General features: G+C 36.4%; 21 protein-coding genes. 20 read left to right on the top strand and 1 reads right to left on the bottom strand.

What is annotated here, in order from left to right; genetic code table 11:
* Positions 1 to 130 precede the first annotated feature (130 nt).
* From ASG85_RS37630 to ASG85_RS05605, 8 genes are all read left to right on the top strand, one after another.
* Entirely contained in the window at positions 131 to 457 is a 327-nt protein-coding gene (locus ASG85_RS37630; protein WP_156396431.1) for a hypothetical protein, read from the top strand.
* 407 nt (positions 458 to 864) lie between these two features.
* Complete coding sequence (locus ASG85_RS05635; RefSeq protein ID WP_060645605.1) at positions 865 to 2,733, top strand: DUF6541 family protein; 1,869 nt, start codon at positions 865 to 867, stop codon at positions 2,731 to 2,733.
* Positions 2,730 to 3,872, top strand: a complete 1,143-nt coding sequence (locus ASG85_RS05630; protein WP_060645604.1) for a polysaccharide pyruvyl transferase family protein — start codon at positions 2,730 to 2,732, stop codon at positions 3,870 to 3,872. The genes ASG85_RS05635 and ASG85_RS05630 overlap by 4 nt, the downstream gene beginning before the upstream one ends.
* Entirely contained in the window at positions 3,869 to 4,783 is a 915-nt protein-coding gene (locus ASG85_RS05625) for a lysylphosphatidylglycerol synthase transmembrane domain-containing protein (protein ID WP_060645603.1), read from the top strand. Before ASG85_RS05630 ends, ASG85_RS05625 begins: the two co-directional genes overlap by 4 nt.
* Positions 4,776 to 5,519: a glycosyltransferase family 2 protein gene (locus ASG85_RS05620; protein ID WP_235550069.1), complete on the top strand. Its 744-nt coding sequence runs from the start codon at positions 4,776 to 4,778 to the stop codon at positions 5,517 to 5,519. Before ASG85_RS05625 ends, ASG85_RS05620 begins: the two co-directional genes overlap by 8 nt.
* Positions 5,516 to 5,905, top strand: coding sequence for a DUF2304 domain-containing protein (locus ASG85_RS05615; RefSeq protein WP_060645601.1), 390 nt, complete (start codon positions 5,516 to 5,518; stop codon positions 5,903 to 5,905). Before ASG85_RS05620 ends, ASG85_RS05615 begins: the two co-directional genes overlap by 4 nt.
* Entirely contained in the window at positions 5,902 to 6,870 is a 969-nt protein-coding gene (locus tag ASG85_RS05610) for a glycosyltransferase family 2 protein (protein ID WP_060645600.1), read from the top strand. Before ASG85_RS05615 ends, ASG85_RS05610 begins: the two co-directional genes overlap by 4 nt.
* Before the next feature lie 173 nt (positions 6,871 to 7,043).
* A complete protein-coding gene (locus ASG85_RS05605; RefSeq protein ID WP_063860167.1) occupies positions 7,044 to 7,802 on the top strand; it encodes a C1 family peptidase in 759 nt (252 codons plus the stop codon).
* A 41-nt stretch (positions 7,803 to 7,843) separates the two neighbouring features.
* Here the strand turns inward: ASG85_RS05605 and ASG85_RS05600 are convergent, their stop codons facing one another.
* Positions 7,844 to 10,363 carry an O-antigen ligase family protein gene (locus ASG85_RS05600; RefSeq protein WP_060645599.1) on the bottom strand — a complete coding sequence of 840 codons (2,520 nt, stop codon included), beginning with the start codon at positions 10,361 to 10,363 and terminating at the stop codon, positions 7,844 to 7,846.
* 169 nt (positions 10,364 to 10,532) lie between these two features.
* Between ASG85_RS05600 and ASG85_RS05595 the strand changes: the two genes are divergently transcribed.
* The 12 genes from ASG85_RS05595 to rfbC all read left to right on the top strand — a co-directional run bounded on the left by ASG85_RS05595 (position 10,533) and on the right by rfbC (position 25,090).
* A complete protein-coding gene (locus tag ASG85_RS05595) occupies positions 10,533 to 11,810 on the top strand; it encodes a glycosyltransferase family 4 protein (protein ID WP_082587975.1) in 1,278 nt (425 codons plus the stop codon).
* Between the two features lie 24 nt (positions 11,811 to 11,834).
* Positions 11,835 to 12,917, top strand: coding sequence for a mannose-1-phosphate guanylyltransferase (locus ASG85_RS05590; RefSeq protein ID WP_060645598.1), 1,083 nt, complete (start codon positions 11,835 to 11,837; stop codon positions 12,915 to 12,917).
* Between the two features lie 24 nt (positions 12,918 to 12,941).
* A complete protein-coding gene (gene gmd, locus ASG85_RS05585) occupies positions 12,942 to 13,916 on the top strand; it encodes a GDP-mannose 4,6-dehydratase (RefSeq protein WP_060645597.1) in 975 nt (324 codons plus the stop codon).
* 13 nt (positions 13,917 to 13,929) lie between these two features.
* Positions 13,930 to 14,904, top strand: a complete 975-nt coding sequence (locus ASG85_RS05580; RefSeq protein WP_060645596.1) for a GDP-mannose 4,6-dehydratase — start codon at positions 13,930 to 13,932, stop codon at positions 14,902 to 14,904.
* A 924-nt stretch (positions 14,905 to 15,828) separates the two neighbouring features.
* Positions 15,829 to 16,605: an ABC transporter permease gene (locus ASG85_RS05575; protein WP_060645595.1), complete on the top strand. Its 777-nt coding sequence runs from the start codon at positions 15,829 to 15,831 to the stop codon at positions 16,603 to 16,605.
* Between the two features lie 19 nt (positions 16,606 to 16,624).
* On the top strand, positions 16,625 to 17,899 hold the full coding sequence (locus ASG85_RS05570; RefSeq protein ID WP_060645594.1) for an ABC transporter ATP-binding protein: 1,275 nt from the start codon (positions 16,625 to 16,627) through the stop codon (positions 17,897 to 17,899).
* Positions 17,896 to 19,257 carry a class I SAM-dependent methyltransferase gene (locus ASG85_RS05565; protein WP_060645593.1) on the top strand — a complete coding sequence of 454 codons (1,362 nt, stop codon included), beginning with the start codon at positions 17,896 to 17,898 and terminating at the stop codon, positions 19,255 to 19,257. The genes ASG85_RS05570 and ASG85_RS05565 overlap by 4 nt, the downstream gene beginning before the upstream one ends.
* Positions 19,254 to 20,306 (top strand): glycosyltransferase family 4 protein, encoded by a 1,053-nt coding sequence (locus ASG85_RS05560; protein ID WP_060645592.1) that lies wholly within the window; start codon positions 19,254 to 19,256, stop codon positions 20,304 to 20,306. Before ASG85_RS05565 ends, ASG85_RS05560 begins: the two co-directional genes overlap by 4 nt.
* Positions 20,303 to 22,537 carry a glycosyltransferase gene (locus ASG85_RS05555; RefSeq protein WP_060645591.1) on the top strand — a complete coding sequence of 745 codons (2,235 nt, stop codon included), beginning with the start codon at positions 20,303 to 20,305 and terminating at the stop codon, positions 22,535 to 22,537. Before ASG85_RS05560 ends, ASG85_RS05555 begins: the two co-directional genes overlap by 4 nt.
* A 128-nt stretch (positions 22,538 to 22,665) precedes the next feature.
* Positions 22,666 to 23,748: an acyltransferase family protein gene (locus ASG85_RS05550; RefSeq protein ID WP_060645590.1), complete on the top strand. Its 1,083-nt coding sequence runs from the start codon at positions 22,666 to 22,668 to the stop codon at positions 23,746 to 23,748.
* A 37-nt stretch (positions 23,749 to 23,785) separates the two neighbouring features.
* Entirely contained in the window at positions 23,786 to 24,529 is a 744-nt protein-coding gene (locus ASG85_RS05545) for a sugar phosphate nucleotidyltransferase (RefSeq protein ID WP_060645589.1), read from the top strand.
* A gap of 12 nt (positions 24,530 to 24,541) precedes the next feature.
* Positions 24,542 to 25,090, top strand: coding sequence for a dTDP-4-dehydrorhamnose 3,5-epimerase (gene rfbC / locus ASG85_RS05540; RefSeq protein WP_060645588.1), 549 nt, complete (start codon positions 24,542 to 24,544; stop codon positions 25,088 to 25,090).
* The last annotated feature ends 4 nt before the right edge of the window (positions 25,091 to 25,094 follow it).

Below are 25,094 nucleotides of genomic sequence, written 5' to 3'. Positions count from 1 at the left end.
TCCTGATTGGACATTTAACCTGCTTGGCCCACATAATCCGCCTATTTATTGGATAAATAGGCATTTGTACACTCGTTGGACTGGGGATAAACGTATACTAACATAAACCTATAGAGGAGTTGACCCATCCATGGATCATTACAAACCTAACCAACTCGGCCCGCTTAGCCAACCGTTCCAACCTAGCCAACTCAGTCCGCTCAGCCCGCTTAGCCAACCTAGCCAACCTGGCCCAGGCAAACCATATCAATGTCCACCGACTGACCCGATCATGACAAGTCCAGAAAGAATCGTAAGAGACTTCTACCACCCACAAAAAGTTCAAGTTATTCATCCTATTCAAATCGTGAATAGACATCACTGTGTACCTGTCTATGAGCATGTGTACACTTGTGAAGAGACTGATGAATATTGCGGTACACACCCGCATCCGCATCAGGGTATGCTGCGGGACTAGTTTACGCCACCCTAGTCTGAATCTGTAAAGATTCGGCTAGGGTTTTGTTTGTTTATGAGGGCCTTCATTCCTGTATGATAGAGGGATAGGTAATTTTTGATTCATGGAGGGCGACTGATGTCGAAGATAGTGGCCGAGGTCAAACAAAAAGCTGGATTACTAGTATACAGAATGATCTCTAGCCTGCCTTCGAAGTTTTTACGAAGGCAATGAAGAATTGGTATCGTGGTCACTCTTGTTCCTCTTGTATGTTTGCGATTAATGTCATTTCCTTTATTTAGTAATTCTCATAGATTATCCCTATCGTGGTAAGTATTCTATCTTTTCAAGCCCATATCATATGGCGAAGAGGCGTCTATCTGTTATTATTTACTTTATCTTATTATCGCGAAGAGGTCGAAAGAATAATGGACGTGTTCATATTTGGGGATGGTTTATGGCTCCCGTGGGGCATTGTGGCTGCTTCTTTACTATTATTCATGCCTGGATATAGCATACTGCGAGTATGTTTACACAAATTAAGCCTTACGGAGAAAATCGTTTATTCTATACCAATATCTATTACAATCAACTCAATAATTGCCATGGTTTGGAGTTATCTTGGGATTCCTGTTAACGCTTATAGCGCACTAATGCCGTTGTTGGTGATATGTATCATTTCAGCAGTTTGGAGGAAACCCGGAACCTTTCGTATTCCTTCTTTTACCAAAGAATCATTGTATATCTTAATCTCCATTCTTTCGATGGCCGGATTGATCGTTGTATCGTTTCATAACTTTATCGTGCCGTCGCATCTTGGGGACGCTAGCTTTCACGGATTATTGACGCAGCGTATTGCGGATACGGAAAGTGTTCTCCCCCAGGTGACGAATGGCTCTGAGTTCACTCCGCCTATGTTGGGGAAACTTTATCCATTTGCCCTTCACCTTCATGCGGCTCTATGGATGCAATTAACAGGACTTCCTGCTTATAAATCTGTAATATATATAACACTGTTGCTCATGTGTCTTTTCCCGCTATTTATGTATCAATACGTTTACCAGCTAACAAATCAAATATCAACTTCACTGATTTCTGCACTCGTCAGTATTGTGTTTTTTATGTACCAACCTTTACTTTGGGGAGCATATCCGCAAATAACAGCTCTTGTGCTTGTCCCCGCTGTGCTAGCCTTGTTTTTGCGAACGATGGGGCGTGGCCAATCCAACTGCATCACGACATTCAGCATATTGGCTATGTCACTTGCAGCGCTGTATTACATCCATATCAGTGAAGTTTTTACCGTGGTTTTATTAACGGTTCCCTTTATCATTTTCCATGTAAAAAATTGTATATTATCACGAAAATGGTGGCTAGGCGCTTGTATAAGTGCACTAATATTTGTTCTTGCCGTCTCGCCTACTCTACCCTATTTGGTAAATATGTTCTTATCGAGCGAAAAATATATGGCGGACTTTAACCAACTGCCATCCCTTGGGTATGCATTCCTTATGGGCTGTTGGCGGATCTTCGGCAAAAACGGGTTTTATGTAGGAATACCAGCATTTATTGTCGGGTGTGTTGCATTAATCTGTCAAAAATATTACCGATCACTAATTTATTCAATGCTTGCAGTAGGTGCCATCTATTTGGCAGTCGCTGTTTATCCAAATTCGATTATTAAATATATCAGTTTCCCTTACTACAACAATTGGGAACGAATCTTATTTATTACAGAATTTCTTACCGTTCCAACAACTGCTCTAGGACTATCCATGATCTTGCAACGAATCAAACAAATGAGAAAGGCATTGATACAAAATGTCTTGAAACTATTCATTATCGTAAGCTTTTTATTCAGCCTGATACAGATCAAAGATTTTTTGGAATCGTTCCAACGGTATGTCATTCTGACTGCGCAAGGGATCAATGCCATACATTGGATGGAAACCCATATTCCGATCCAAGAAGCTGTATTGAACGATCTTGACGACGGCTCATATTGGATTCCTTCAATAAGCGGACACCTCGTCCTGTTTAATCAGTCTCAGGGAAAGAGCGCAGATTATAACGACAGATTATATCTTGTGCAGCATGTCCACGAATATCCTATGAATCCAAAAGTCACAGAACTTTTGAAAACTTTTCAACTAAAATATATTTTTTATCATGCTCAAGTTCTGGAAGAAGGAAAACACCGACTCGATCGGAATCTACTCGATCAAAACCCGAATCTCGATACCATTTATAGCAACAAAGAGGTTTCCATCTATCAGATAAAGGAAGTAAATCCATGAAATATTCCGTTATAGGTGCATACGGTTGCGGCAACGTCGGAGACGAGGCTATATTGGAAGGCATAATCACCGGAATTCGGAGTCGTGATCCGAATGCTGAAATCGTCGCATTCGCAGCAGACCAAGACTATGTAGAATCTCTTTATGGAATCTCTACTGTCAGTCAACTGTTGGGGAGAGGGCTAACTTTAAATGTCTGGCGAGAATTTGATTTTCTCGGAATCCTTCGAACGATCTTATCCAGCGATAAGGTAATCATTGGTGGAGGGTCAATCATACATGACCATACTTCATATAACTTAATTTATTACTGCTTACTTGCAAGCCTTGCCAAGCTTTCAGGATCAAAAGTCTATTTAATGGGAGTCAGTATAGCCCGTATTCGAACGCGCTTGGGAAAGGTACTTGCGAGAAGGTTATTTCGTATTTCCGAACACATCACGGTACGTGATCAACTAAGTTATCGTCATGCTAAAGAACTCTCGAATAGCTTAAACTTCCAGGTGCAAAAGGACTTTGCATTTATGAACCTGGTCTCTTCATTATCACAGAAGGCATCAACTTTGATCCCATTTCCATTGCCGGACAACTTCATTGCCTTCAATGTGTGCGGTTGGTTTCACTCTAAGCAATATTGGCAGCCTGATTCAGATCTTTTCATGGATCGAGTCAGTTGGACAAGTTCTTTTGTAGATCGATTAATCGAAGAATACAGGACTTCTATTGTATTTATCAACACAGTCGTACATCAGGATGCGGATACATGCCGGAGGATTAAAAAGAAGAGCGCATACCCGGATAAAATCATAATCATTGAACAAATTCTGTCTCCTTATCAAATCAAGGAAATTCTTTCTTGTGCTGATCTGCTTATCGGCATGCGATTGCATGCAATCATATTCGCCGTATTAACCGGAACCCCTTTTGTGCCGATAATATATGATGAGAAGGTTGAAGCGTTCGTCAATGAATTGGATATACCGGATATACATTCTGTTTCAATAGAAGATCTGCCCATTACCGACAAATTGATCGATACGGTTCGATCCGTATTTCATAACAAAAACGAACTTACGCACCGATTAATAGAAAGAGCCAAGGAATACCACAACTCTATACAAAACGGGTTTCATATATGAAGAAATGGGGAGTTTGGTCACTTCTTTTATCATTAGGTCTGGGTATTTTGATCTTCTTAATATTTCAGTTGGATTTGCATGCAGCAAGATTCGCTTTATTTGAGGCTGATTTTGGCTTACTCCTTACGGCTATAGCCATACAATTGTTTTTGATTACTATGCGCGCAGTCAAATGGTATGTGCTTACTATTGCTATCGGCGGAGAGTTATCGCTGCTGTCTTTTGCCGGAAAATACTTGATCTATTTCTCTATTAGCTCACTTACTCCCATGCGAAGCGCGGATGTTTTTGCGCCATTTGCTATTTCTACCGATAGAGAACAGAGAAAGCGGCTTTACATCGCACTGGCGCTTGATAGATTAATAGAGGGTATAGTTCTATTGGTATTATGTCTAGTATGCATAATTTATTTGTTTCCTATTTTATTCTCGCTATCGTTCTCAATTTACATTCCAGTATTTCTAATATTATTAACGCTTGTCGGGTTATGTATAATATGGATTTTGAAACGATTCAAAAGCTGGATTATTGAAGGTGTTGATACCTGGCGCTCATTATCATGGTTCGCCAGAACGAGACAAATTGCTTTGAATCTCATGGTATGGATGCTGGATTTCAGCTATCTGTACTTGATAATACGAGCCATAGGAAAAGTAACAATTCCGTTTCTGCATTCGGTTATATTCCATATCGGTTCAATTGTATTCAGCATCTTAACATTTGTACCTATGGGAATCGGTACGGGAGCTATCAGTTATGTCTATTTGGCTAAGCAGTATGGCTATCCCGAAGAGGTGATCATACTTGCAACTATATCCGCCAAGTTAATTTATCTGTTGCTGCTGATAACTTTATTCATAATCGGGTTAATCATTCAATGGATGAATCAAACCAAACATCGAGGTGCATAGCTTGAAGAAATCCTGTTTAATTATCATCCCTGCATACAATGAAGAAGCGTCTATAGGGAACGTTCTTCTAAAGTTGATATCAACGACTTCTTATATTGCGGATGTCATTGTAGTGAACGACGCTTCCAAGGATCAAACCGCAAAGATTGCCCAACAGCACCATGTACAAGTTATTAGCCATTGCACCAACCTTGGATATAGTAATGCAATATTAACAGGCCTTCAGTATGCAGATAAGCATGGATATCTTTATGTTATCCTTTTTGATGCAGATGGCCAACACGATGCGAATGACATTCCAAAAATTTTTGAAGAGTTGAGAAAATCCGATGCCGATGTAATTATCGGCTCAAGATTTTTGAGGCCGAGTGCGTACAAACACGCTTTTCTGCGAAGAATCGGAACTTCTATATTCACCACTGCCATTAGCTGGATTACTGGGAAACTTATCACAGACCCAACGTCCGGATTTCAGGCTATTCGTAACCACGCCTTTAGATATTACATTCGATCTGGGAATTTCCCTGAATATCCGGATGCCAATATTATTATCCTCATGCTTAAATTAGGGTTCCGAATTCGGGAAATACCCGTTACGATGCACACCCGACTTCACGGCAAAGGTATGCACGATTCATGGATTCGTAATATCAAGTATACGATCAACATGTTTTATTCCATTTTGTTTTCTGCCTTGAAAGCAACCACATTTAGAGATAGGGGAATGTTAGAATGATTGATGATAAGCTGATGCTGATCATTCGGATTATTGCCGTGTTGATAACCGTATATATGATAAACCAAGTTCGCATAAATCGCGTCAATGAAACTGAATCGCTTCTCTGGATGCTGAGTTGTTTCAGTATGGTGATCCTTGCTTTTTTTCCCAAGCTTTTGCACATATTGTCTATATCAATGGGGATAAAATATCCGCCGACAACTTTGTTTCTAATTGCTATCCTGATCATTCTCTTAATTCTTTATCGACAGTTTGTGAAAATTTCCAAACTTATGAATAAATCGAATGAACTCGTACGAACGATTGCGTTTATGCAACAAGAGATAGAATTACTTCATCATGAACATTCCTGGGTGAAGCATGAGGAGGGTAAATCCGAGTGAATATCTCTGTTATAGTGGTTACCTACAATGAAGAGGATAATATTCAGGATTGCCTAGATTCTTTAATCGCTCAGCAATATACTTTGGGGAAATTCGAAATCATTGTCGTGGACGGAGAGTCACAGGATCAAACCGCAGCAATCGTTCAGAAGTACGCAGAAATTCAAGATCAAATTAAACTGGTTAGCAACCCCAAACAAACCATTAGTTCGAATCGGAATGTTGGAGTCTGTGAGGCAGCTTATGATTTCATCGCGTTTACGGATGCGGATTGTATATGCCCGGTTGACTGGTTAGAAATTCTTGCTGGAGCGTTCAATAATCTTGAAGGAAACGTTAAAAATCTGGCAGCTGTTGGCGGAGGAAACACAGCAGGTGCAGATCAAGGTCCAGCCGCGGAAACCATTGCTATCGCTTTTGAATTTCCTTTAGCTTCACTGGGATCCGCACAAACTTGCCGATGGACCACTAACAAAAGAGTAGAAAGCTTGGCTTGTCTAAACGTGTTATACCGAAAGTCAGCCATAAAACAAGTTGGGGGATTCGATGACAACCTTGGAAACATGGGTGAGGATTGGGATCTCAACTATCGGTTACGCAAGAAAGGATACGAGCTGTATTATGTTCCGGGGGCAACTGTCATTCATAAAATGAGACCAACACTCCGTTCCTTCGCCAAGCAAATGTACAACTACGGCCAAGGTCGAGCCAAACTAATGAAAAAGCATAAGGAAATCGTGCAATGGAAATATCTACTTCCAATTGTTTTTTTGTCAGGGCTATTCTTATCCATACTTTTAACGACAGTCTATCCCTTTTTTTTACTGATTCCCCTACTGTATTTATTTATTATTTTTATAATGTCTCTTTCGAAAATTAATAAGATGTTTTTGTTATCGAGAATATTGATATCCATTCATTTTTGTTATAGCACGGGATTATTGAAAGGGCTTTTGAAGAAATAATAAAACACCATGCTGTGAACTATTTTTAAATTACAGATAAGATGCTATTCATATAGCCATGTTGATTCCGTATGGAGTCACGCATGGCTTCGTTTATTCTAGCGAAACAGATTGTATACACATTTTAGTATAAAATGTATAATTATGTATCATATTGGAAAGGGTGTGTGGTTATGTCGAATCGTGTGTTCCCATTGAAACGGGAAAAGCGTGATTTACGCGATTATCATTTTATGAGCACAGCGTTTAAGTCCCCGAGCGAGCTGCCCAAGAAGGTCGACTTGCGTTCAGACATGTCCCCCATTGTCGATCAAGGTGCACTCGGAAGCTGCACCGCCAACGCCATAGCTAGCGGGCTTCGAGAGTATTTACTCGTAAGCGGTCAGGAGAAGTGGACAGCCCTTTCTCGGCTTTTCTTGTATTGGCACGAACGTAAGCTCGAAGGTCATGTGGGTGAAGATTCAGGGGCATATATCCGAGATGGGATGAAAGTGCTCCAGAAGATTGGCGTTTGTCCAGAGGATGATTATCCATATAATATTGCAGATTTCAGAGATATTCCCGGTCCCAAAGCAGAACGGGATGCAGCAAATTACAAAATTAACGACTATCATCGGATCACCGACTTATATGCCCTTAAGGCAGCACTGGCTGAGCAATCACCCGTTGTTATCGGCATGATGTTATACGAGAGCTTCCAATCTCCTGAAACAGCCCAGACAGGTAAAATTCCGGTTCCGAAGAAAAAGAGTGAACGTGTGTTGGGTGGACATGCCATGCTGGCAGTAGGGTATGTGGACCGTGGCCAGTCAGGTCATGTCATCGTGCGCAACAGCTGGGGCGAGGACTGGGGAGATCAAGGTTACTGCTACATTCCTTATAAAATGTTTCAGGATCCGGACAGTGTGATGGATATGTGGACGGGACGATAAATGAAAAGCAAAAGGCACCACATCACTGTGGCGCCTTTTTTCTATTTCAACTGAAAATTAGTAGCTATGATTGCATCAATATTCTGTTTCTCCGCTGGATCCTTGACAATAAGCTTGTTTAATAAATCATTGTCCGCAGTTCCTTGCTTCTGAAGAGCAGCCAGATACCACCTAGCGACGACCCGGTTCGTCTGATCATCGAACTTATCATTAACATACGGTTTAATCGTATTAGCTGCACCAGCATAGTCACCACGCATGTAGTGAACTTGACCAACATTGAGGGACATACTTGGAGTCAAAGCGAACTCGCGTCCTTGTGCTTGCTCTTTAGGCAGATTCTTCAGGGAATCAATGCGAGCCAGAACCTCATTGTAAGTGGCAAGTACATTGTCGAGCTTTTTATTCGTATCTTGTATATTATTCTTTTGAATGTCTTGGTTTGCGAGTTCGATATTTAAAGACATGCTTTTTTCATAGAGATCAATATACCAAGGATAGTTAGGAATTTGAGCGGTGGACCAATCTAACGCTTCTTGGGTTTTGCCTTTAATCAGAAGCATATTGAGCTGCTGCATCGCCACCATGCGGTTATGCGGTTCCTTTTTCAACAATTGATTGAGAAGATCTTGTGCTTGATTGAAAAAGGTTTCTGCTTTCTTCGGGTCTTCCTTCTGCATCTGATTAGAAACTTGAAGAAGAATGCCGATTCTGCTGACCTGTCCTGTTAATAAATAGTCTGGATGAGCAGGATGCAGAGAAATCGCTTTGTCCAAAGGAGCGACGACTTGGTTGTAATCTTTACTTTTTTTGACAACTTCAAGTGTTTGTTTATAAGAACTATTCGCTGAGACTAATTGAGCTGAGATATAAAACATTACGATCGACAAGACTGCCAGGACCGCTGGGAACATTTTGTGAAGCGCAAGTGAATTAGACTTTAATCGTATCGGAGCCGAAGTACTGTTACTCAACATCCCACCTAGAGCAAGGAACAGAATAGCACCCAAATACACATAGCTTAAATCAAAGTCAATCATACTGTGGATCAAGAGAGAAATCGTTACGATGAAAAATAGGAAGTGAAGATCTCTTTTCTCCTGTGAACTTTTAATATAGCTTCGAATATAGAATACCATGACAGCAATCACGAAACCGATAAAAGCAAGGAATCCGAGCGCTCCAGCTTCAACCAAGTATTGAAGAGCGAAGTTATGAGCCTGACGACTTGTATACGGGTTGTTTTGATACTTCTCATATAAAGAAGCCCAAGCGCCACCGCCTGCTCCAATAATCGGATAATCCGACCAGAGCTTCACTGCATCTTTGTAAAAAGTACCGCGCTCAAGAACGCTATGTTGTTGGAAGTTAATATTTTCGATACGCGTTTTCACGTTGTCTGGAAGAATGTTTTTAAAGCCAGTGTCACTTAGGATAAGAATGGCTCCTACTACCCCAATAACAATTGCTGCGATTGGAAGAATGAAAGTAGCAAATTTCTTTGAATCGAATCGAGCCGTTATACGCTCTAACCAAGGAGCAGCGAAGCGTTGAATAACGATAGCTAGGACAGCGAAAACTATTGATGCTATCAGCAAGATTGACCAACCGTGCCAGGATTCTGAAGCACTAGGCTGCTTTTGTAAGCCGATTCCGATATCTGTTACTTTTTCTAGGATAAGCAAAGATGCAGCGAAAGCTAAACCGAATTGAATAAGTGCTAGAATTTGTCTACTAATCGAAAAGAAGAAAAGCATAATTAAGAAAACAACCGGAATAACTACAATCGCACCACGAGAGAGTGTCAACCAGAATGAAACAATGATAGGCACTAACATGATTGCATGTGGGAGAACTACGTACCATTTACGAGACTTCACAATGAAGAACAGTGCCCCAAGAGATAATGTGATTAAAAAGGCAGCATACGTATTTGCATATTGGAAAACTGATGTTAAACGTAAACCGTTAGAGTCCGTCATGATCGCATCACGGTATAAATATGGATTAGCTGCATCCATCAGAGCGAACCATCCTACCAAGTGCCCAGCGAAGTTTCCATTACCTAACCAGTACAAAAGTCCGAAGAGGACAATGAAGTAACCGGAAATAATTAACAAACTGGCAAGAATCGACGTGCCAAGCTTGTTTTTTGTCAGAAATACACCTAAAATGAAGAAGGTTGCATACAGCATTTGGATGTAAACCATATTCGTTGCCAAATAATGAGAGGCCGAATTCGATAGCGAAATCACGTAAGTTAGCGGCATCAGCAAGACCAGAATGGTCAAAACATCTTTCTGTTCTTGAAGTTTAAATACAAAGAATGCGAGGATTGCAATTAGTAGTAATATGATTGAGGACCATACGGAAGCGGAGTAAATTGTTCTCTCAAAATCGTAAGTTCCACCATTGAACAACGCCCGTTGAAACGGCGCCCAGAACATAAACAAGCCTGTAAACACTACTAAAATCCAAAAAATAACAGAGCTCTTCTCTGTCGTAATCGTTCCATTCGCTTTTGCACGCGAAGCCGCGTAGGCATTCTTACTTGCACTCATGACAAAACAGTCTCCTTCTTCGCTAAAGTTCGACTTTATTTTAGCATACTGGAAGAGGGTTTCCAAATGTAAATGTCTTAGGCGCTATTTTTCTATATTAATATTTACAAAATTTCCAATAGACAAAAATCGACAATATTGGTAGACTTTTTGGCGGTGAACTAATGAAATGAATAATGGTATATTTAAATTGCTTTACAAGACAGCAGTATACGGAAAAAGAATTTTAAATCCCCTACTCTCTCCAAAACTAAAGAAATTAGTTAAGAAAACACTGCTTGCAAAAGCATATCCACTTGATGAATTTTCCTTGAAAAAAGAGATGGATTTTAATCAATTGGAAGATATGAAATTAGGAATTAATCTAGTTGGTTATTCAAGAGCTGAGATGGGAATTGGAGAATCTTGTCGTATCGCTGCTAAGAGCTTAAATGCTGTGGGTTTCCCTTTTGGAATTATTAATTTTAAAGGAACGAACTCTTCAAGAATGTCGGATAATACCTGGCAGCATAGAGAGATTAAAGATCCGTTATATAGATTCAATATTTTTCATATAAATGCTGAACAAATGATGGAAGTCTATTCAAGCAAAGGAAATGAAATATTTAAGAGCAGATATAATATTGGTTATTGGCACTGGGAATTACCTGATTTTCCTGATGAATGGGTAGAAAATTTTAAATTTGTTGACGAAGTTTGGGTACCATCCAATTTTGTACTTGAATCTATCTCCATGAAGAGTCCTGTTCCTGTAATTAAAATTCCACATAGTATTGAAGTTATCATTGAAAAAGATCGTGCTAGACAATATTTTGATCTTCCCGAGGGCCCTTTTTTATTTTTGTCCATGTATGATGCGCATAGTTATCAAGAGCGCAAAAACCCCGAAGCTGCAGTTAAAGCATTTAAACATGCTTTTTCTCCTGAAGATGTAAATGTAGGATTAGTTATCAAAGTTAACAATTCAAGATCAACTCCGGTTGAGATGAAGCGTTTAGAAGAAATGATTCAAGGTTATAGCAATATTTATCTACTAAAAGAGACATATGATCGAAATGATGTTAATGCTCTATTAGCAGTAATTGACTGTTTTGTCTCCTTACATCGTTCAGAAGGCTTTGGACTAGGACTAGCAGAAGCTATGTACCTAGAGAAGGCTGTGATAGGTACAAATTGGTCTTCTAATGTTGATTTTATGAAGCATGATAATTCCTGTTTAGTTGACTATGAATTGGTACAACTGGATAAAGATTATGGCCCCTATCAGTCTTATCAGTACTGGGCTGAGCCTGATGTTAATCATGCAGCTTTTTATATGAGGAAACTTGTAGAAGATAAGGAATTTTATTTGAAAACAGCTCGAAATGGAAAAAGAATGATTAAAGAGCAATTTTCGCCTGAAGCGATAGGGACTCTTATTCAAAAAAGATTGAAATATATAATGTAAGATTTAAGTTGCGGAGGTAAAATAATGAAGACGATTACTTCTGTAATCATGGCTGGTGGCAAAGGTGAAAGGTTTTGGCCCAAAAGTAGAACTAATCTACCTAAGCAGTTTTTAAATATATCTGGTAATAAATCAATGATCCAGCAGACAGTTGGAAGGCTTGAATCATTGATTGATATCAGTCAAATATTTATTGTGACGAATGAATTGTATGCTGAATTGATTCGTGGTCAAATACCACATTTACCAGTTGAGAACATTATTATTGAACCTATTGGTAGGAATACAGCACCATGTATTGGTTTGGCATCATTAATAATTGAAGAAAGATTTCCGGATAGTACGATGATTGTATTGCCCTCAGACCATATCATTGAAAATGAAGAGGGATTTATTAAGATCTTGAAGGCAGCTGTGCAAGTGGCTCAAGTAAATGATAATTTAGTAACGTTGGGGATTTCACCTACATATGCGGAAACAGGGTACGGCTATATTGAAAGTACTAGAGAACTACAAGTTATTGATGATTTAGAAGTTTATAAAGTAAATCGATTTGTTGAAAAACCAAATGCAGAAACTGCGGAAGCTTATTTTAATTCAGGGAACTTTTATTGGAACAGCGGTATTTTTATTTGGAAGGTTTCGACAATCAGATACTATATTAAATCATTCATGCCGGAAATGCATGATATCTTAGAGACCATGAAGCAAGGGTTTAACTTACAAAGTCGACAAAAAATAATTAGATCGGAATTTACTAAAATGCCAGATCAGTCAATTGATTATGGCATAATGGAAAAAGCAGAACATATTTATGTCATACCTTGTAAACTTGGATGGGATGATGTGGGTAGTTGGACTGCTTTGGATAGAATTAATGACCGTGACGATGATGGCAACGTTATCCGCGGTAATATACTTAATATAGATACTAAACGATGCATTATAGAAAGTAATAATGGCAAGCTAATAGCGACATTAGGTATTGAAGATTTGATTGTTGTTGATACAGACGATGTTACTTTAATATGTACAAAAGACAAAGCACAAGAAGTAAAATTACTTCTTAAAGCATTAAGAACCCAAAAGTTAGATCAATACTTATAAAACTACTTAGGAGAGATATTAATAATGTCACAAAAAAGCGCATTAATTACAGGGATTACTGGTCAAGATGGTTCATATTTAGCAGAGTTACTTCTTTCGAAAGGTTATAAAGTTTATGGTCTTAGAAGAAGAACAAGTTCTCCTATAATGGAGAACATTGAACATATCGCTAATGAAATTGAGTTTATTGAAGGTGATTTGCAAGATCTTGGCTCACTTATTCAAGCTGTACGGATATCTAATCCAGATGAAGTTTATAACCTTGCAGCACAATCATTTGTAGGGACATCTTGGGTTCAACCAGTTCTAACAGCGCAATCAACTGCAATTGGTGTTACTAATATGCTTGAGGCTGTTCGATTAATTAAACCTGATTCACGTTTCTATCAGGCGTCAAGCAGTGAGATGTTTGGTAAAGTAGTGGAAACACCACAAGTTGAAACAACACCATTTTACCCGCGGAGTCCATACGGAGTAGCTAAAGTGTATGGGCACTGGATAACAGTGAACTATCGTGAAAGTTTTGATATGTATGCTTGCTCTGGAATATTATTTAATCATGAGTCTCCAAGACGTGGGGTTGAATTTGTAACACGTAAGGTAACTGATGCGGCTGCTCGAATTAAACTTGGGTTGCAGAAGGAACTTCGTATGGGTAATTTAGATGCCCAAAGAGATTGGGGATTCGCAGGTGACTATGTAAAAGCGATGCACCTTATGCTTCGGCAAGAATCTCCTGATGATTATGTTATATCCACAGGTGAAACACATACAGTTGAGGAATTAGTGGATATTGCTTTTGGGCACGTAGGATTAAATTGGCAAGATCATGTTGTTATTGATCAAAAATTCGTTCGCCCTGCTGAAGTTGATTTACTGCTGGGGGATCATTCAAAAGCAAAAGCAAAATTAGGCTGGAAACTAGAAGTAGGTTTTAAACAATTGATTACTATGATGGTTGAGAGCGATCTTGAAAAAATCCAAAAAAGTTTGAGATAGAGGGTGGATTTGAGTGAGAGCTTTAATCACTGGAGTAACTGGATTTGTGGGAAAACACCTGTCAGCGTATTTAATAAATCAGGGTTATAAAGTATGGGGGATAACTCGTAAGAGTTCCCCTACTTCTGTTTATATTAATGGAATAAATCTTGTGAGTGTTGATTTAGATAAAGAAGCTGAAATGACGGATTTAATTGACTTGATTAAGCCTGATTATATTTTTCATTTGGCTGGTTGGAGTTCTGTAAGGTTATCTTGGGCGAATGCACATAGTACTTTCGAGTCGAACGTTTTAAATACAATATGCCTTCTTGAAGCTATTCGAAAAAGCACTGTTTCTAAATTGGTAAAGGTTTTAACAGTAGGCTCATCTGAAGAATATGGTCAAGTAGATACTACTGAAATGCCTATTAACGAAAATAGCAACCTGAAGCCAATTAGCCCATACGGAATTTCTAAAGCAACTGTCTCTATGCTTGCAAAGCAATATTTTGATGCTTACAATCTGCAGATTATCCATGTCCGTCCTTTTAATCATATTGGTCCTGGTCAAGGGGAAGGGTTCGTAACTTCAGATTTCGCCAAACAAATTGTACAGATAGAAAACGGGCAAATATCGCCTAATATAAGCGTGGGTAATTTAGAATCGGAACGAGATTTTACAGATGTAAGAGATATTGTGGCTTCTTATGAATTGCTACTGAGGATTGGAGAAATCGGAAAGATATATAACGTATGTTCAGGACGACCAGTGCCAATAAAAGTTATATTGAAAAAATTTATTGAATTAAGTTCATGTAAAGAAATTAAAACTATAGAAGATCCTAATAAAATGAGACTGTCAGATTTTCCATGTTATATTGGAGATCCAACTAAAATTAAAACAAGAACAAATTGGACAAATTCTATAAGATTGGACCAATCACTATTAGACATATTAAATTATTGGAGAAAAGAACTTAGTATTTCTAAGGAACCATTCCTATAATGAAATAATTTGGAGTTTGAACAAAAAGAGCGCCTCCTGTATGCTGGGTCTCGAATGCGTTCACATTCATGCCCTAATTAAAAGGAGGACGTTCAAGATGAAGTATAAAATGAAACAAAAGCAAAATCAACGGATTGAAAGAATTACCGATTCGACATTGGTTGTAGGTGCAGACATTACCCGAGGTGAGTTAAGGAGGGATTGCTAGTTTAACAATGACCGTGAGGGTTGACGAAATTAGCGACATGGATAAAGGAGATGCGGCTGGTTCTTCACAAACAAACATTGTTTTGTGAATTGAACCTACCGGACACTACTGGTTTCCACTAGCCCAATTCCTTTAAGAAGAAGGCGTGTGGTCATTGTCAATTCGCATCATGTGAACAAAAGCAAAGAATCGAAGACATTCGCCAACGAAAAGCGACTGCTAATGGACTGCTAAGGTCATAGCGGATTTTGTGCGAAATGGTAACTACGAAGATAACATAGTCAATGTACTCTGTCCTCAAATGATCACTCAGTTACAAATGGTAGCTTAACAATTTCAACTTCGTTTACTTCCTAAATGCAGCAAAGAAAGCCAAGAGACAATTAAAGCACGGAGAAGCCGTAGTTTATTCACCATAAGAGGCAACGACCCCGTAAAAGAGCAAGAAACGGCCTTCACCCCTTGAGAGGATGAACGAAGGAATGTTAGGGCAATGACCCGGTGCGGTATGGGAAGATAATCCCCTAGGGTGATACGTGGAGATCCAAAGTGCGATCATATTCGCATTCAAGGACTTGGAATTAACTTCCAATCTCTGCTCCCCCATCGGCACCGAGGTAAATTATGGTCCATCATTCCCTCAAAAGATCAATGGCTGAAATCGTTAGATTCAATGAAAAAAGTAGAAAATCTTATTTTATAGTGGGAGTTACCCTATGTTTAAAAAAATTATAGAATTGTACAATTATAGAGAGATGTTGAAGAATCTAATTATAAGAGATTTGCGAACAAGATATAGGGAATCAATATTAGGTTTCTTTTGGACATTGTTAAATCCACTGTTAATGTTAGTTATATATACAATTGCTTTTAAAACAATACTAAGAATGGATATGCCTAACTATAGCGTATTCCTGTTTTCTGGTCTGCTCCCTTGGTTATATCTTCAAACTGTTGTATCCTCGAGCACCACAATTATAGTAAACAATAGCGGTATTATAAAAAAAGTCTATTTCCCCTATGAAATTCTAGCAATAAGCGCAACAGTATCAGGTGCAATAAATTATTTATTGACGCTATGTGCCCTATTTGCTGCAATGATCTTTTTTCAAGTTAGTTTTACATTATCTTTATTGTTTTTTCCCTTGGTTCTTCTAATACAAATGATATTAATTTTAGGATTAAGCTTACTTCTCTCATCAATAAATGTTTATTTTCGAGATGTAGAACATATTGTGAATATTTTTTTTATGGCATTATTTTATCTTACACCTATTTTTTATCCTATTTCAATGGTGCCTGATAAATATCGTTTTCTTTTTCAATTAAACCCTATGACGCGTATTGAGCAAGCCTACCAATCAATATTCTATTATGGTAAGTTTCCTGATCTACAAATTCTCTTTATGTCACTTCTATTTTCTTTGGTAATATTTATAGTTGGCTTTTTTACCTTTACAATATTAAAAAAGAAATTTGCAGAAGAGTTATAAATTTGAAGGGATGTTTATTATGAACCATGCAATAACAGTAGAAGGGTTGAGTAAATCCTTTAAAATATATATAGAGAAACCTACTACATTAAAAGAAAAAGTTTTATTGTTAAGAAAAAATTTATATAAAGAAATACCCATTGTCAATGATGTTTCTTTTGAAATCAATCAAGGCGAGATGGTCGGTTTAATAGGTCAAAATGGTTCAGGTAAAAGTACAATATTAAAATTGCTTACAAGAATTATCTCTCCTGAGAAAGGTTCGATAAAAATCAATGGCCGGGTTTCTAGTCTTTTAGAATTGGGTGCTGGATTTCATCCCGATTTCACAGGTATAGAAAATGTTTACATGAATGCTTCAATATTTGGATTGACAAAAAAAGAAATAAATAAAAAGCTTAAGGAAATAATTGATTTTGCAGAACTCGATGAGTTTATTCATAATCCTGTTCGAACATATTCATCTGGAATGTATATGAGATTGGCATTTGCAACTGCCATTAATGTTGAGCCAGACATTTTACTTGTCGACGAGGTATTAGCAGTTGGAGATGCTTCATTTCAAAGAAAATGTTTAAAGCGTATCACAGAATTAAAAAATAGTGGAAAAACTATAGTTTTAGTTACTCATGACCATTCAATTGTTGAAAGACTTTGTGATCGTGCCATCTGGATCGATTCAGGAAGAATACAATCAGATGGACTTCCAAAAGAAGTGGTAAATAAATACCTTCAATTCCTTGCTGAAGAGGATGCAGCAAAAGAAGATGATTCGATTAATGAAATTTCCAAGGATTTAGTTGGGAATAGTTTAAAAGTAGATATGGTACCTACTGAAGATGGAAATTCCAATAGTAATCGATGGGGAACAAGGGATTTTGAAGTTTTGAGTGCAAGAATATTAAAAGAAAATCAAAATAAAACATTATTTAATCCAGGAGATACTTTAATAGTTGAAATGGATTATAAACAAAATAATCAATCAGTTGCAGAACCTGTATTTGGGATCGCGATTCATACCCTTGATAAAATAAGAGTTTACGGAACGAATACAATAATTGATAACTTAAATTTATCGAAAATTCCCAAAGTAGGTACGATACGTTTTATTATTGAGAACCTTAATTTAGTTGATGGAGATTATGAGATAGATATTGCAGTTCATGATAAGAATGGACTTATGTACGACTATCAAACAGCTATTAAAGAATTCAGAGTTATATCAGATATAAGGGATGTTGGCATTTATAAAATTCCACATATGTGGGATATAGAAGGGGCGTATAAACTGTGAAGGATTTTTTTAATTTAGATGCTGATATTCAAGCGGATGTAATAATGGATATTATAAAAAAGAAAAAAGAAAATAGACAACAGCTTCTAGTGAAAGAGGAAATTAATGAGAATCCTCTTGCAGACTTAGAGTGGAAAATTAAGGAACTTAAAGATAATAGCAACACTATTCCAGTACCACAAAATGTAAGGCATAGATTTATAAAAAGGGTAATAGGGAAGCTAATCAGGACCTATACACGACAACAAGTTCATTTCAATCAATCAATTACTTCTTTAGGTGAACTTGTATTACACCATTTGCAAAATATGTATGCTAGAAATAAACAAGATAGTAATGAAGTACTCAAAAAAATACAATATTTAGAGGAAAAAGTCCGTTTACTACAAAGTAATCAGGAGATGTATATTTCCGAAGCTGAAAAAAGTATTAATTTGCAAGATAAAAAAATGATAAGTTTCGAGGAATTAGAGATTCAGTATTCAAATATAAATGAGTTAGTAATAAGTGAAATTGATTCGAGAATAAGCACAACAATAACTAATGAGTTAGAGAAGTTTCACAATTGGATACATAATCTAAATGAATCTTATCGCAAAATGGACAATTCAATTGATATGTTAAAAGATAGATTCGAAAGGATTGATCAATTAAACTTATGGCTGAAGAGCTTGGATGAGTCTCATAAAAACTTAAATAAATGGGTTGAACTAATCAGTAATAGAGCAGAAAAAACGGAAAATTTCCAAGACCGTATCAGGAAAGAACTATTTGCTGAAATAAAATTCAATGGAACAAAATTGGAAAAAACTAGCAATATTGAATCGAGAATTATTAATAAAACCAAATATCATAATATGGTAAACGCTAAAGATGTAAGAATAAATTTGGGTTCTGGTACTCTTGTTAACGATCAATATCTTAATGTTGACATGCGTGAATTGGAAGGAGTAGATGTAGTTGCAGATGCACGAAACTTGCCTTTCCCACAGAATAGTGTTAATGAATTATTCTTATCACATGTAATTGAACACTTTTCTGAATCAGAAATGAGAAATAATATATTACCTCATTGGTACTCCATTCTAGATGTTGGTGGGAAAATAAAAATTATATGTCCTAACTGGGAGTCAATGCTGAATTCATATGCTTCTGGCGAGATCACATATGATGAATTGAAAGAAGTGACTTTTGGTTCCCAAGAATATGAAGGGAATTTTCATTTTAATATGTTTACTCCTTTGACATTGATTGCTCTTATGGAGGAAATTGGATTTTCAAATATTAATGTTATTTCTGAAAGCAGAAAGAATGGTTTGTGTTTTGAAATGGAAATTGAGGGAGAACGAGTTAAATGAGAGTATTTCAATTACTCGACGCTTTAGATTATGGTGATGCAGTAAGTAATCATGCTATTGAGATAAATAATATGCTTATTGAAATGGGTATTTTTACAAAAATTTATTCTATTTACGCACATCAAAAAGTTGATACTTTTAGAGAATCAATAAATGAGATAAAAGTTAAGAAAGATGACGTAATTATATTTCATTTTTCCGGGAAGTCTTCACTTTTAAATAAAATCAATAGGTTAAGATGTAAAAAAGTTTTAATATATCACAATATAACACCTCATCATTATTTTGAAGGCATGGAACCTCATTATACACAATGTTTAGATGGACGTATGCAATTGGAAGAATTGGTAGGAATGTTCGATTTATATCTAGGGGATTCACAATTCAATGTAAGTGAATTATTAAATTTGGGATGTGAACCTTCTCGTGTTATGCCAATTATTGTAGATTTAAAAATTAAGTCTAGTAAGAGAAAATATACGATATCGAATAACGGTACGAAGTTCTTATTTGTTGGTAGAGTTGCTCCAAATAAAAAACATGAAGATGTCATGCGAATTTTTGACTATTACTGTACTTACATTGATCCGAATGCAATACTTTATTTCGTTGGGAATTATAATGATTACATGCTTTACTATGAAAAATTATTGAATATTAGATCGAACTTAACAAGTGGAAGGAAAATTATTTTTACTGGTAAAGTTTCCAACGATGAATTAGTGCATCATTATAAGACAGCTGATGTTTTCCTTTGTATGAGTGAACATGAGGGGTTTTGTGTTCCTCTGTTAGAAAGTATGTCTTATGGTTTACCTACCTTTGCATTTGATAGTGGGGCAATTAATTCAACAATGGGAGCTTCTGGTGTGCTTATAACAGAAAAAAGGTTTGATGATATAGCTGAATTAATTGATATACTTCTTAACAAACAAGAGATTGCTCGAGAAATTGTCGAAAAACAATATCTTTGGCTAGATAATTTCACGAGGGCTAAATCAATTGGATTGTTAGCAGAAATATTGGAGGAAGTGAGGAACCTTTCATGAATGAGGAAAAACTTTCTTTTTCTATTGTAATATGCACTTATAATAGGGACGAATTTCTTGAAAGAACTTTGGTAAGTTTAAATAATTTAACATATTCGAATTTCGAAGTTATAGTTGTGAATGGACCATCTACAGATCGAACAGATAACATATTAAAAGAGTATAGTAACCGTATTAAAATCGAAAAAAATGATTTCGCCAATTTGTCCATTTCGAGAAATATTGGAATTAAAGCTGCAAATGGAGATATAGTTGCATTTTTAGATGATGATGCTATTCCAGAACCAAACTGGCTGAACCAGATTAAAGAATTATATGATAAATATGATCCTATCGGAGGTGCTGGTGGTCGAGTATATGGACCTGGAGGGGATCATTTCCAATTCCATAATGGTTATATAGATGTATGGGGCGAAGCTGTCACTAAATTAGAAGAACCCGGCATATATGTTCAATCAAACTCGGATAAATATAATATAATGATGGGTGTTAATAGTACATTTGACAGAAATGCTTTAATGCATGTTGGGGGATTCGACGAGTATTATGAATATTTCCACGATGAAAGTGATTTGTGTGCCCGATTAACTAGATCAGGGTATCCGATTTATCACCATCAAGAAGCATTTGTTCACCATGAGTTTGCAAGATCCCATATTAGAAAATCTAATTATAAATTAAATTGGTATCCTATAGTTAAAAACACAGTTTATTTTGGTGTAAAAAACTCAATTGAAATAAAAAGCTTGGGAAAACGATTAATTAAACCATTCCTCACTGCTAGAAAAAGGGCAATTGAGTTTGATCAGTGGCGTCGTCATGGAAATATAACTATCGAAGATTACAGATTATTTATGAAGATGTGGTGGAAGGGCGTTTTCCGTGGGTATATAGATGGGTTTTTAAGAAAAAGAAAAACAAACTATCAACTACAGAATGAACAAGTATTTATGAAATTTAACAAAGTATTTGCAGAACTAGATAGATCTATTATCACTATTGAAAATAGTAAGGAAGCTTTTGATGATAAAAAATTTGGTATTTGTCTTATTAGTAGACACTATCCTCCCTTTGGTAGTGGAGGAGTAGCGACCTATACAAGGGCGTTAGCGGAAGGACTTGTGGAAAAAGGATTTCCTGTCTTTGTTTTGACAACTAGTGTGCCAGCTAAAGAACAAAAAATTAATGGAGTTTGTGTAATACGAGTGGATTCAAATAATGTCAATGAAGAATTAAATTTCCTTGTGGATCAATACCCAATAACAAACCATAACATAAGAAGTTCTTTACAAATCTCGAATAAAATTGAAGAATTATATAATCAAGGTTTAATTAAAATCGTAGAAACTCCTTTATGGGATTATGAGGGGTTAGCAACGACGCAAATTGAAGGTCTGAAAACAATTGTTAGACTTGAAACACCCTTGAGGAAAGCAGCCGAAATGCAGGGTTGGAATTGGAATCATGATATGGAATTATCTGCTCATTTAGAGAAAAAATTAATTGAAACTTGTGATGGGGTTATTAGCATTTCCAATAATGTTAAAACTATTATTTCTCAGTTGTATAATATCGATTGGAGTAATATTAATACGAAAATCGTACCGTTAGGGTTACTTAAGAGCGATTATATTAATACTAAAGTATCACAAAAAAAGAAAGAAGAGATTATTAACATTTTATTTGTTGGAAGACTTGAACCAAGAAAAGGAATAGATCTTCTTTTGAAGGCTTTTCATAATATTGCTCAAAAATATTTACATGTAAAACTTAATATCGTAGGTAATAATAGCATAATTTTTGATAAAAACATGACAATGCAACAAATTTTTGAGAAAGAGGCTTCATCAGAATTATTAAATAGAGTAACTTTTTTTGGGGAAGTATCAAATGAAGAACTTGAAGAGAAGTACCAAGAATGCGATATATTTGTGGCTCCTTCAAGGTATGAGTCATTTGGTTTAGTTTACTTAGAGGCTATGAAATACAAAAAACCTGTTATTGGTTGTAATGTGGGAGGGATTCCAGAAGTCATAACAGATGGAATGACAGGGTTATTAGTTGAGCCATGTAACATAAGTGAACTTGAATTAGCTTTAGTAAAGCTAATATTGAACGAGAATCTACGTAAAGAGCTAGGACAGAATGCTTATGATAATCTATTGAATGTTTTTACTGTTGAGTCAATGGTCAACAATACATTAAAGGCTTATAATAGTTTTTTTCGTTGAAATATCATCTAAAGTCTTTATTGAGAGAATTGAAAATGCATTTATTTATAGTAAACTGAAGTAAATTTCTATGTTGTCCAAACATTTTAACATTTACTGGATTCCTAGTGTATGAGGAGCTATGGTTCATGATTGAAATTAAAAGATTATCGGCACTCGATTCATTAAGGGGAATAGCGGCAATAGGAGTTGCTTTTTTTTGGCATTATCAACACTTTAAACCAGAAGGAGGATATCCTTTTAGTCATATAGGCTATTGGTTTTATCATTTTGGTTGGAACTTAGTTGACTTTTTTTTTGTTTTATCGGGCTTTATTTTTACTTATGTCTATAAACAAAAAATATCTGAAAGAAAATTATTATTTCAAGAATTTAGTGTTTTAAGATTAAGCAGGTTGTATCCTCTTCACATTGTAACTTTATTAGTAGTAGCAATCATTCAATTTATTAGGTATATATCAATACATAATTTTTATATTTATCAGTATAATGATGTGTATCATTTAATATTAAATTTATTGTTTATTCAACATGGTTGGTTTGAATTAGGATTTTCATTTAACGCTCCTACATGGTCTATTTCTTCAGAGGTAGTTGCTTATATATTGTTTTTTTTCATCATATATTATAGTAAATACTATAAGTTATTTTTTATAGCTATGATATTTTTAGGACTTACTATTTATCATGCAAAATTAAATTCCCCCTTTTTTAATGAAGGAATAGCTAGAGTACTCATTGGCTTTTTTATTGGTTGTTTAACATGTGATTTTAACAATTATTTAGGTGAACTTATAAAGAAATATTTAGTATTAATTGGAATTGGAGTAATAATAATATTATCGGTGATAGCATCCATTTTTTATGGTCATAAAGTATTAGGTGATTGGGCATTAGTTTATACTATTATGTATTACCCCATAATAATAATTCTTCTTTTAAATATTGGGCTCTTAAGAGGAATACTTTCTTTAAAGCCTTTTGCATATATTGGTGAGGTATCGTATTCTATATATTTATGGCATTTTCCCTTGCAACTTATGGTAAATACATTGGATAATATACTAGAATTACATATTAATTATTCTTCTAAAAAGGTGTTTATTGGATTTGTATTGTTGACATTAATAGTTTCAATAATATCGTTTGAATTTTTTGAGAAGCCATTTTCAAAGTTCTTAAGAAGGAGATTTATTCCAACTAAAACATAATGTCAAAATGATTAATTAAATAGGGGGGGAGATCGATCTGAAAGGTATAATATTAGCAGGTGGGACGGGATCTCGTTTATTTCCCCTTACTAAAATAACAAACAAACACCTTTTACCAGTAGGTAAATACCCAATGATATTTCATTCTATAAATAAATTAAAAGATGCTGGAATTCATGATTTTCTAGTTGTAACCGGTATAGAACATATGGGAGATGTCGTTAGTCTCTTGGGTAGCGGACGTGAAATAGGAGTTAAATTTACTTTTAAAGTCCAGGATGAAGCCGGAGGCATTGCTCAAGCGCTTGGGTTAGCAGAACAGTTTGTTGGTGATGATCAGATGGTAGTCATTCTTGGGGATAATGTGTTCTCAGATAGTATTGTTCCTTATGTCGAGAATTTTATTTCACAGCAAGAAGGAGCAAAGATCTTAATTCAAGAAGTACATGATCCACAACGATACGGGGTTCCGGAGCTACAAGGTAAACAAATTGTGTCAATCGAAGAAAAGCCACTAGTTCCTAAAAGTCGCTATGCCGTTACCGGAATATACATGTACGATAGCTCGGTTTTTGATATTATTAAGACATTGAGCCCCTCCAGTCGAGGTGAGCTAGAGATAACAGATGTTAATAATGCTTATATCGCAAGGGGGCAATTGACCTATGATATTCTTCAGGGCTGGTGGACGGATGCTGGGACGCATGCTTCTCTTGCTAAAGCCAATGAATTGGCTAAGGACATCATTTTCCCCGATGAGTTTGGTAAATTAAAGCTGTAAGTAGGTGTATCTATGCAAGTAATTGGGACAGTGTTGGATGGAGTTTATATTGTAGAGCCTGATGTTCATGAAGATGAACGTGGCTTTTTTATGGAGAGCTATAGCAGTCGGAAGTTTGAACAATATCACATTGACTACCCTTTCGTTCAAGACAATCATTCACTCTCTGTTGATGCTGGTGTTATTCGTGGGCTTCATTATCAGTTGAATCCGAAGGCGCAAACGAAACTAGTTCGCGTCCTTTCTGGAGCAATTTATGATGTGGTGGTCGATATTAGACTTAGCTCCGCGAGTTATGGTCAATGGGTCGGGTTTATTCTTAGCGATACCAACAAACGGCAATTGCTCGTTCCGAAGGGATTTGCTCATGGATTTTGCACGATAGTACCCAATACTCAAGTGTTTTATAAAGTAGATGAGCATTATGCGCCTGAATGCGATAGGGGCATCCTTTGGAACGATCCTGTGCTTGGGATTGATTGGCCTACGGCGAAGCCTACTCTCTCTGACAAAGATCAAAGGCATCCTTTATTGCAAGATGCAGAAATCAATTTTGATTAGAGGG

This window comes from Paenibacillus sp. Soil724D2, from assembly GCF_001427935.1.
Taxonomy (GTDB): Bacteria; Bacillota; Bacilli; order Paenibacillales; family NBRC-103111; genus Paenibacillus_E.
This window is presented reverse-complemented; position numbering and strand designations above follow the sequence as displayed.

What these genes read in the sequence shown, in the direction of transcription:
- ASG85_RS05600 (WP_060645599.1), bottom strand. Translation starts at nt 10,363, where the DNA reads ATGAGTGCAAGTAAGAATGCCTACGCGGCTTCGCGTGCAAAAGCGAAT.
- ASG85_RS05615 (WP_060645601.1), top strand. Translation starts at nt 5,516, where the DNA reads ATGATTGATGATAAGCTGATGCTGATCATTCGGATTATTGCCGTGTTG.
- ASG85_RS05605 (WP_063860167.1), top strand. Translation starts at nt 7,044, where the DNA reads ATGTCGAATCGTGTGTTCCCATTGAAACGGGAAAAGCGTGATTTACGC.
- ASG85_RS05560 (WP_060645592.1), top strand. Translation starts at nt 19,254, where the DNA reads ATGAGAGTATTTCAATTACTCGACGCTTTAGATTATGGTGATGCAGTA.
- ASG85_RS05550 (WP_060645590.1), top strand. Translation starts at nt 22,666, where the DNA reads ATGATTGAAATTAAAAGATTATCGGCACTCGATTCATTAAGGGGAATA.
- rfbC (WP_060645588.1), top strand. Translation starts at nt 24,542, where the DNA reads ATGCAAGTAATTGGGACAGTGTTGGATGGAGTTTATATTGTAGAGCCT.
- ASG85_RS05575 (WP_060645595.1), top strand. Translation starts at nt 15,829, where the DNA reads ATGTTTAAAAAAATTATAGAATTGTACAATTATAGAGAGATGTTGAAG.
- ASG85_RS05590 (WP_060645598.1), top strand. Translation starts at nt 11,835, where the DNA reads ATGAAGACGATTACTTCTGTAATCATGGCTGGTGGCAAAGGTGAAAGG.
- ASG85_RS05635 (WP_060645605.1), top strand. Translation starts at nt 865, where the DNA reads ATGGACGTGTTCATATTTGGGGATGGTTTATGGCTCCCGTGGGGCATT.
- ASG85_RS05555 (WP_060645591.1), top strand. Translation starts at nt 20,303, where the DNA reads ATGAATGAGGAAAAACTTTCTTTTTCTATTGTAATATGCACTTATAAT.
- ASG85_RS37630 (WP_156396431.1), top strand. Translation starts at nt 131, where the DNA reads ATGGATCATTACAAACCTAACCAACTCGGCCCGCTTAGCCAACCGTTC.
- ASG85_RS05570 (WP_060645594.1), top strand. Translation starts at nt 16,625, where the DNA reads ATGAACCATGCAATAACAGTAGAAGGGTTGAGTAAATCCTTTAAAATA.
- gmd (WP_060645597.1), top strand. Translation starts at nt 12,942, where the DNA reads ATGTCACAAAAAAGCGCATTAATTACAGGGATTACTGGTCAAGATGGT.
- ASG85_RS05630 (WP_060645604.1), top strand. Translation starts at nt 2,730, where the DNA reads ATGAAATATTCCGTTATAGGTGCATACGGTTGCGGCAACGTCGGAGAC.
- ASG85_RS05625 (WP_060645603.1), top strand. Translation starts at nt 3,869, where the DNA reads ATGAAGAAATGGGGAGTTTGGTCACTTCTTTTATCATTAGGTCTGGGT.
- ASG85_RS05595 (WP_082587975.1), top strand. Translation starts at nt 10,533, where the DNA reads ATGAATAATGGTATATTTAAATTGCTTTACAAGACAGCAGTATACGGA.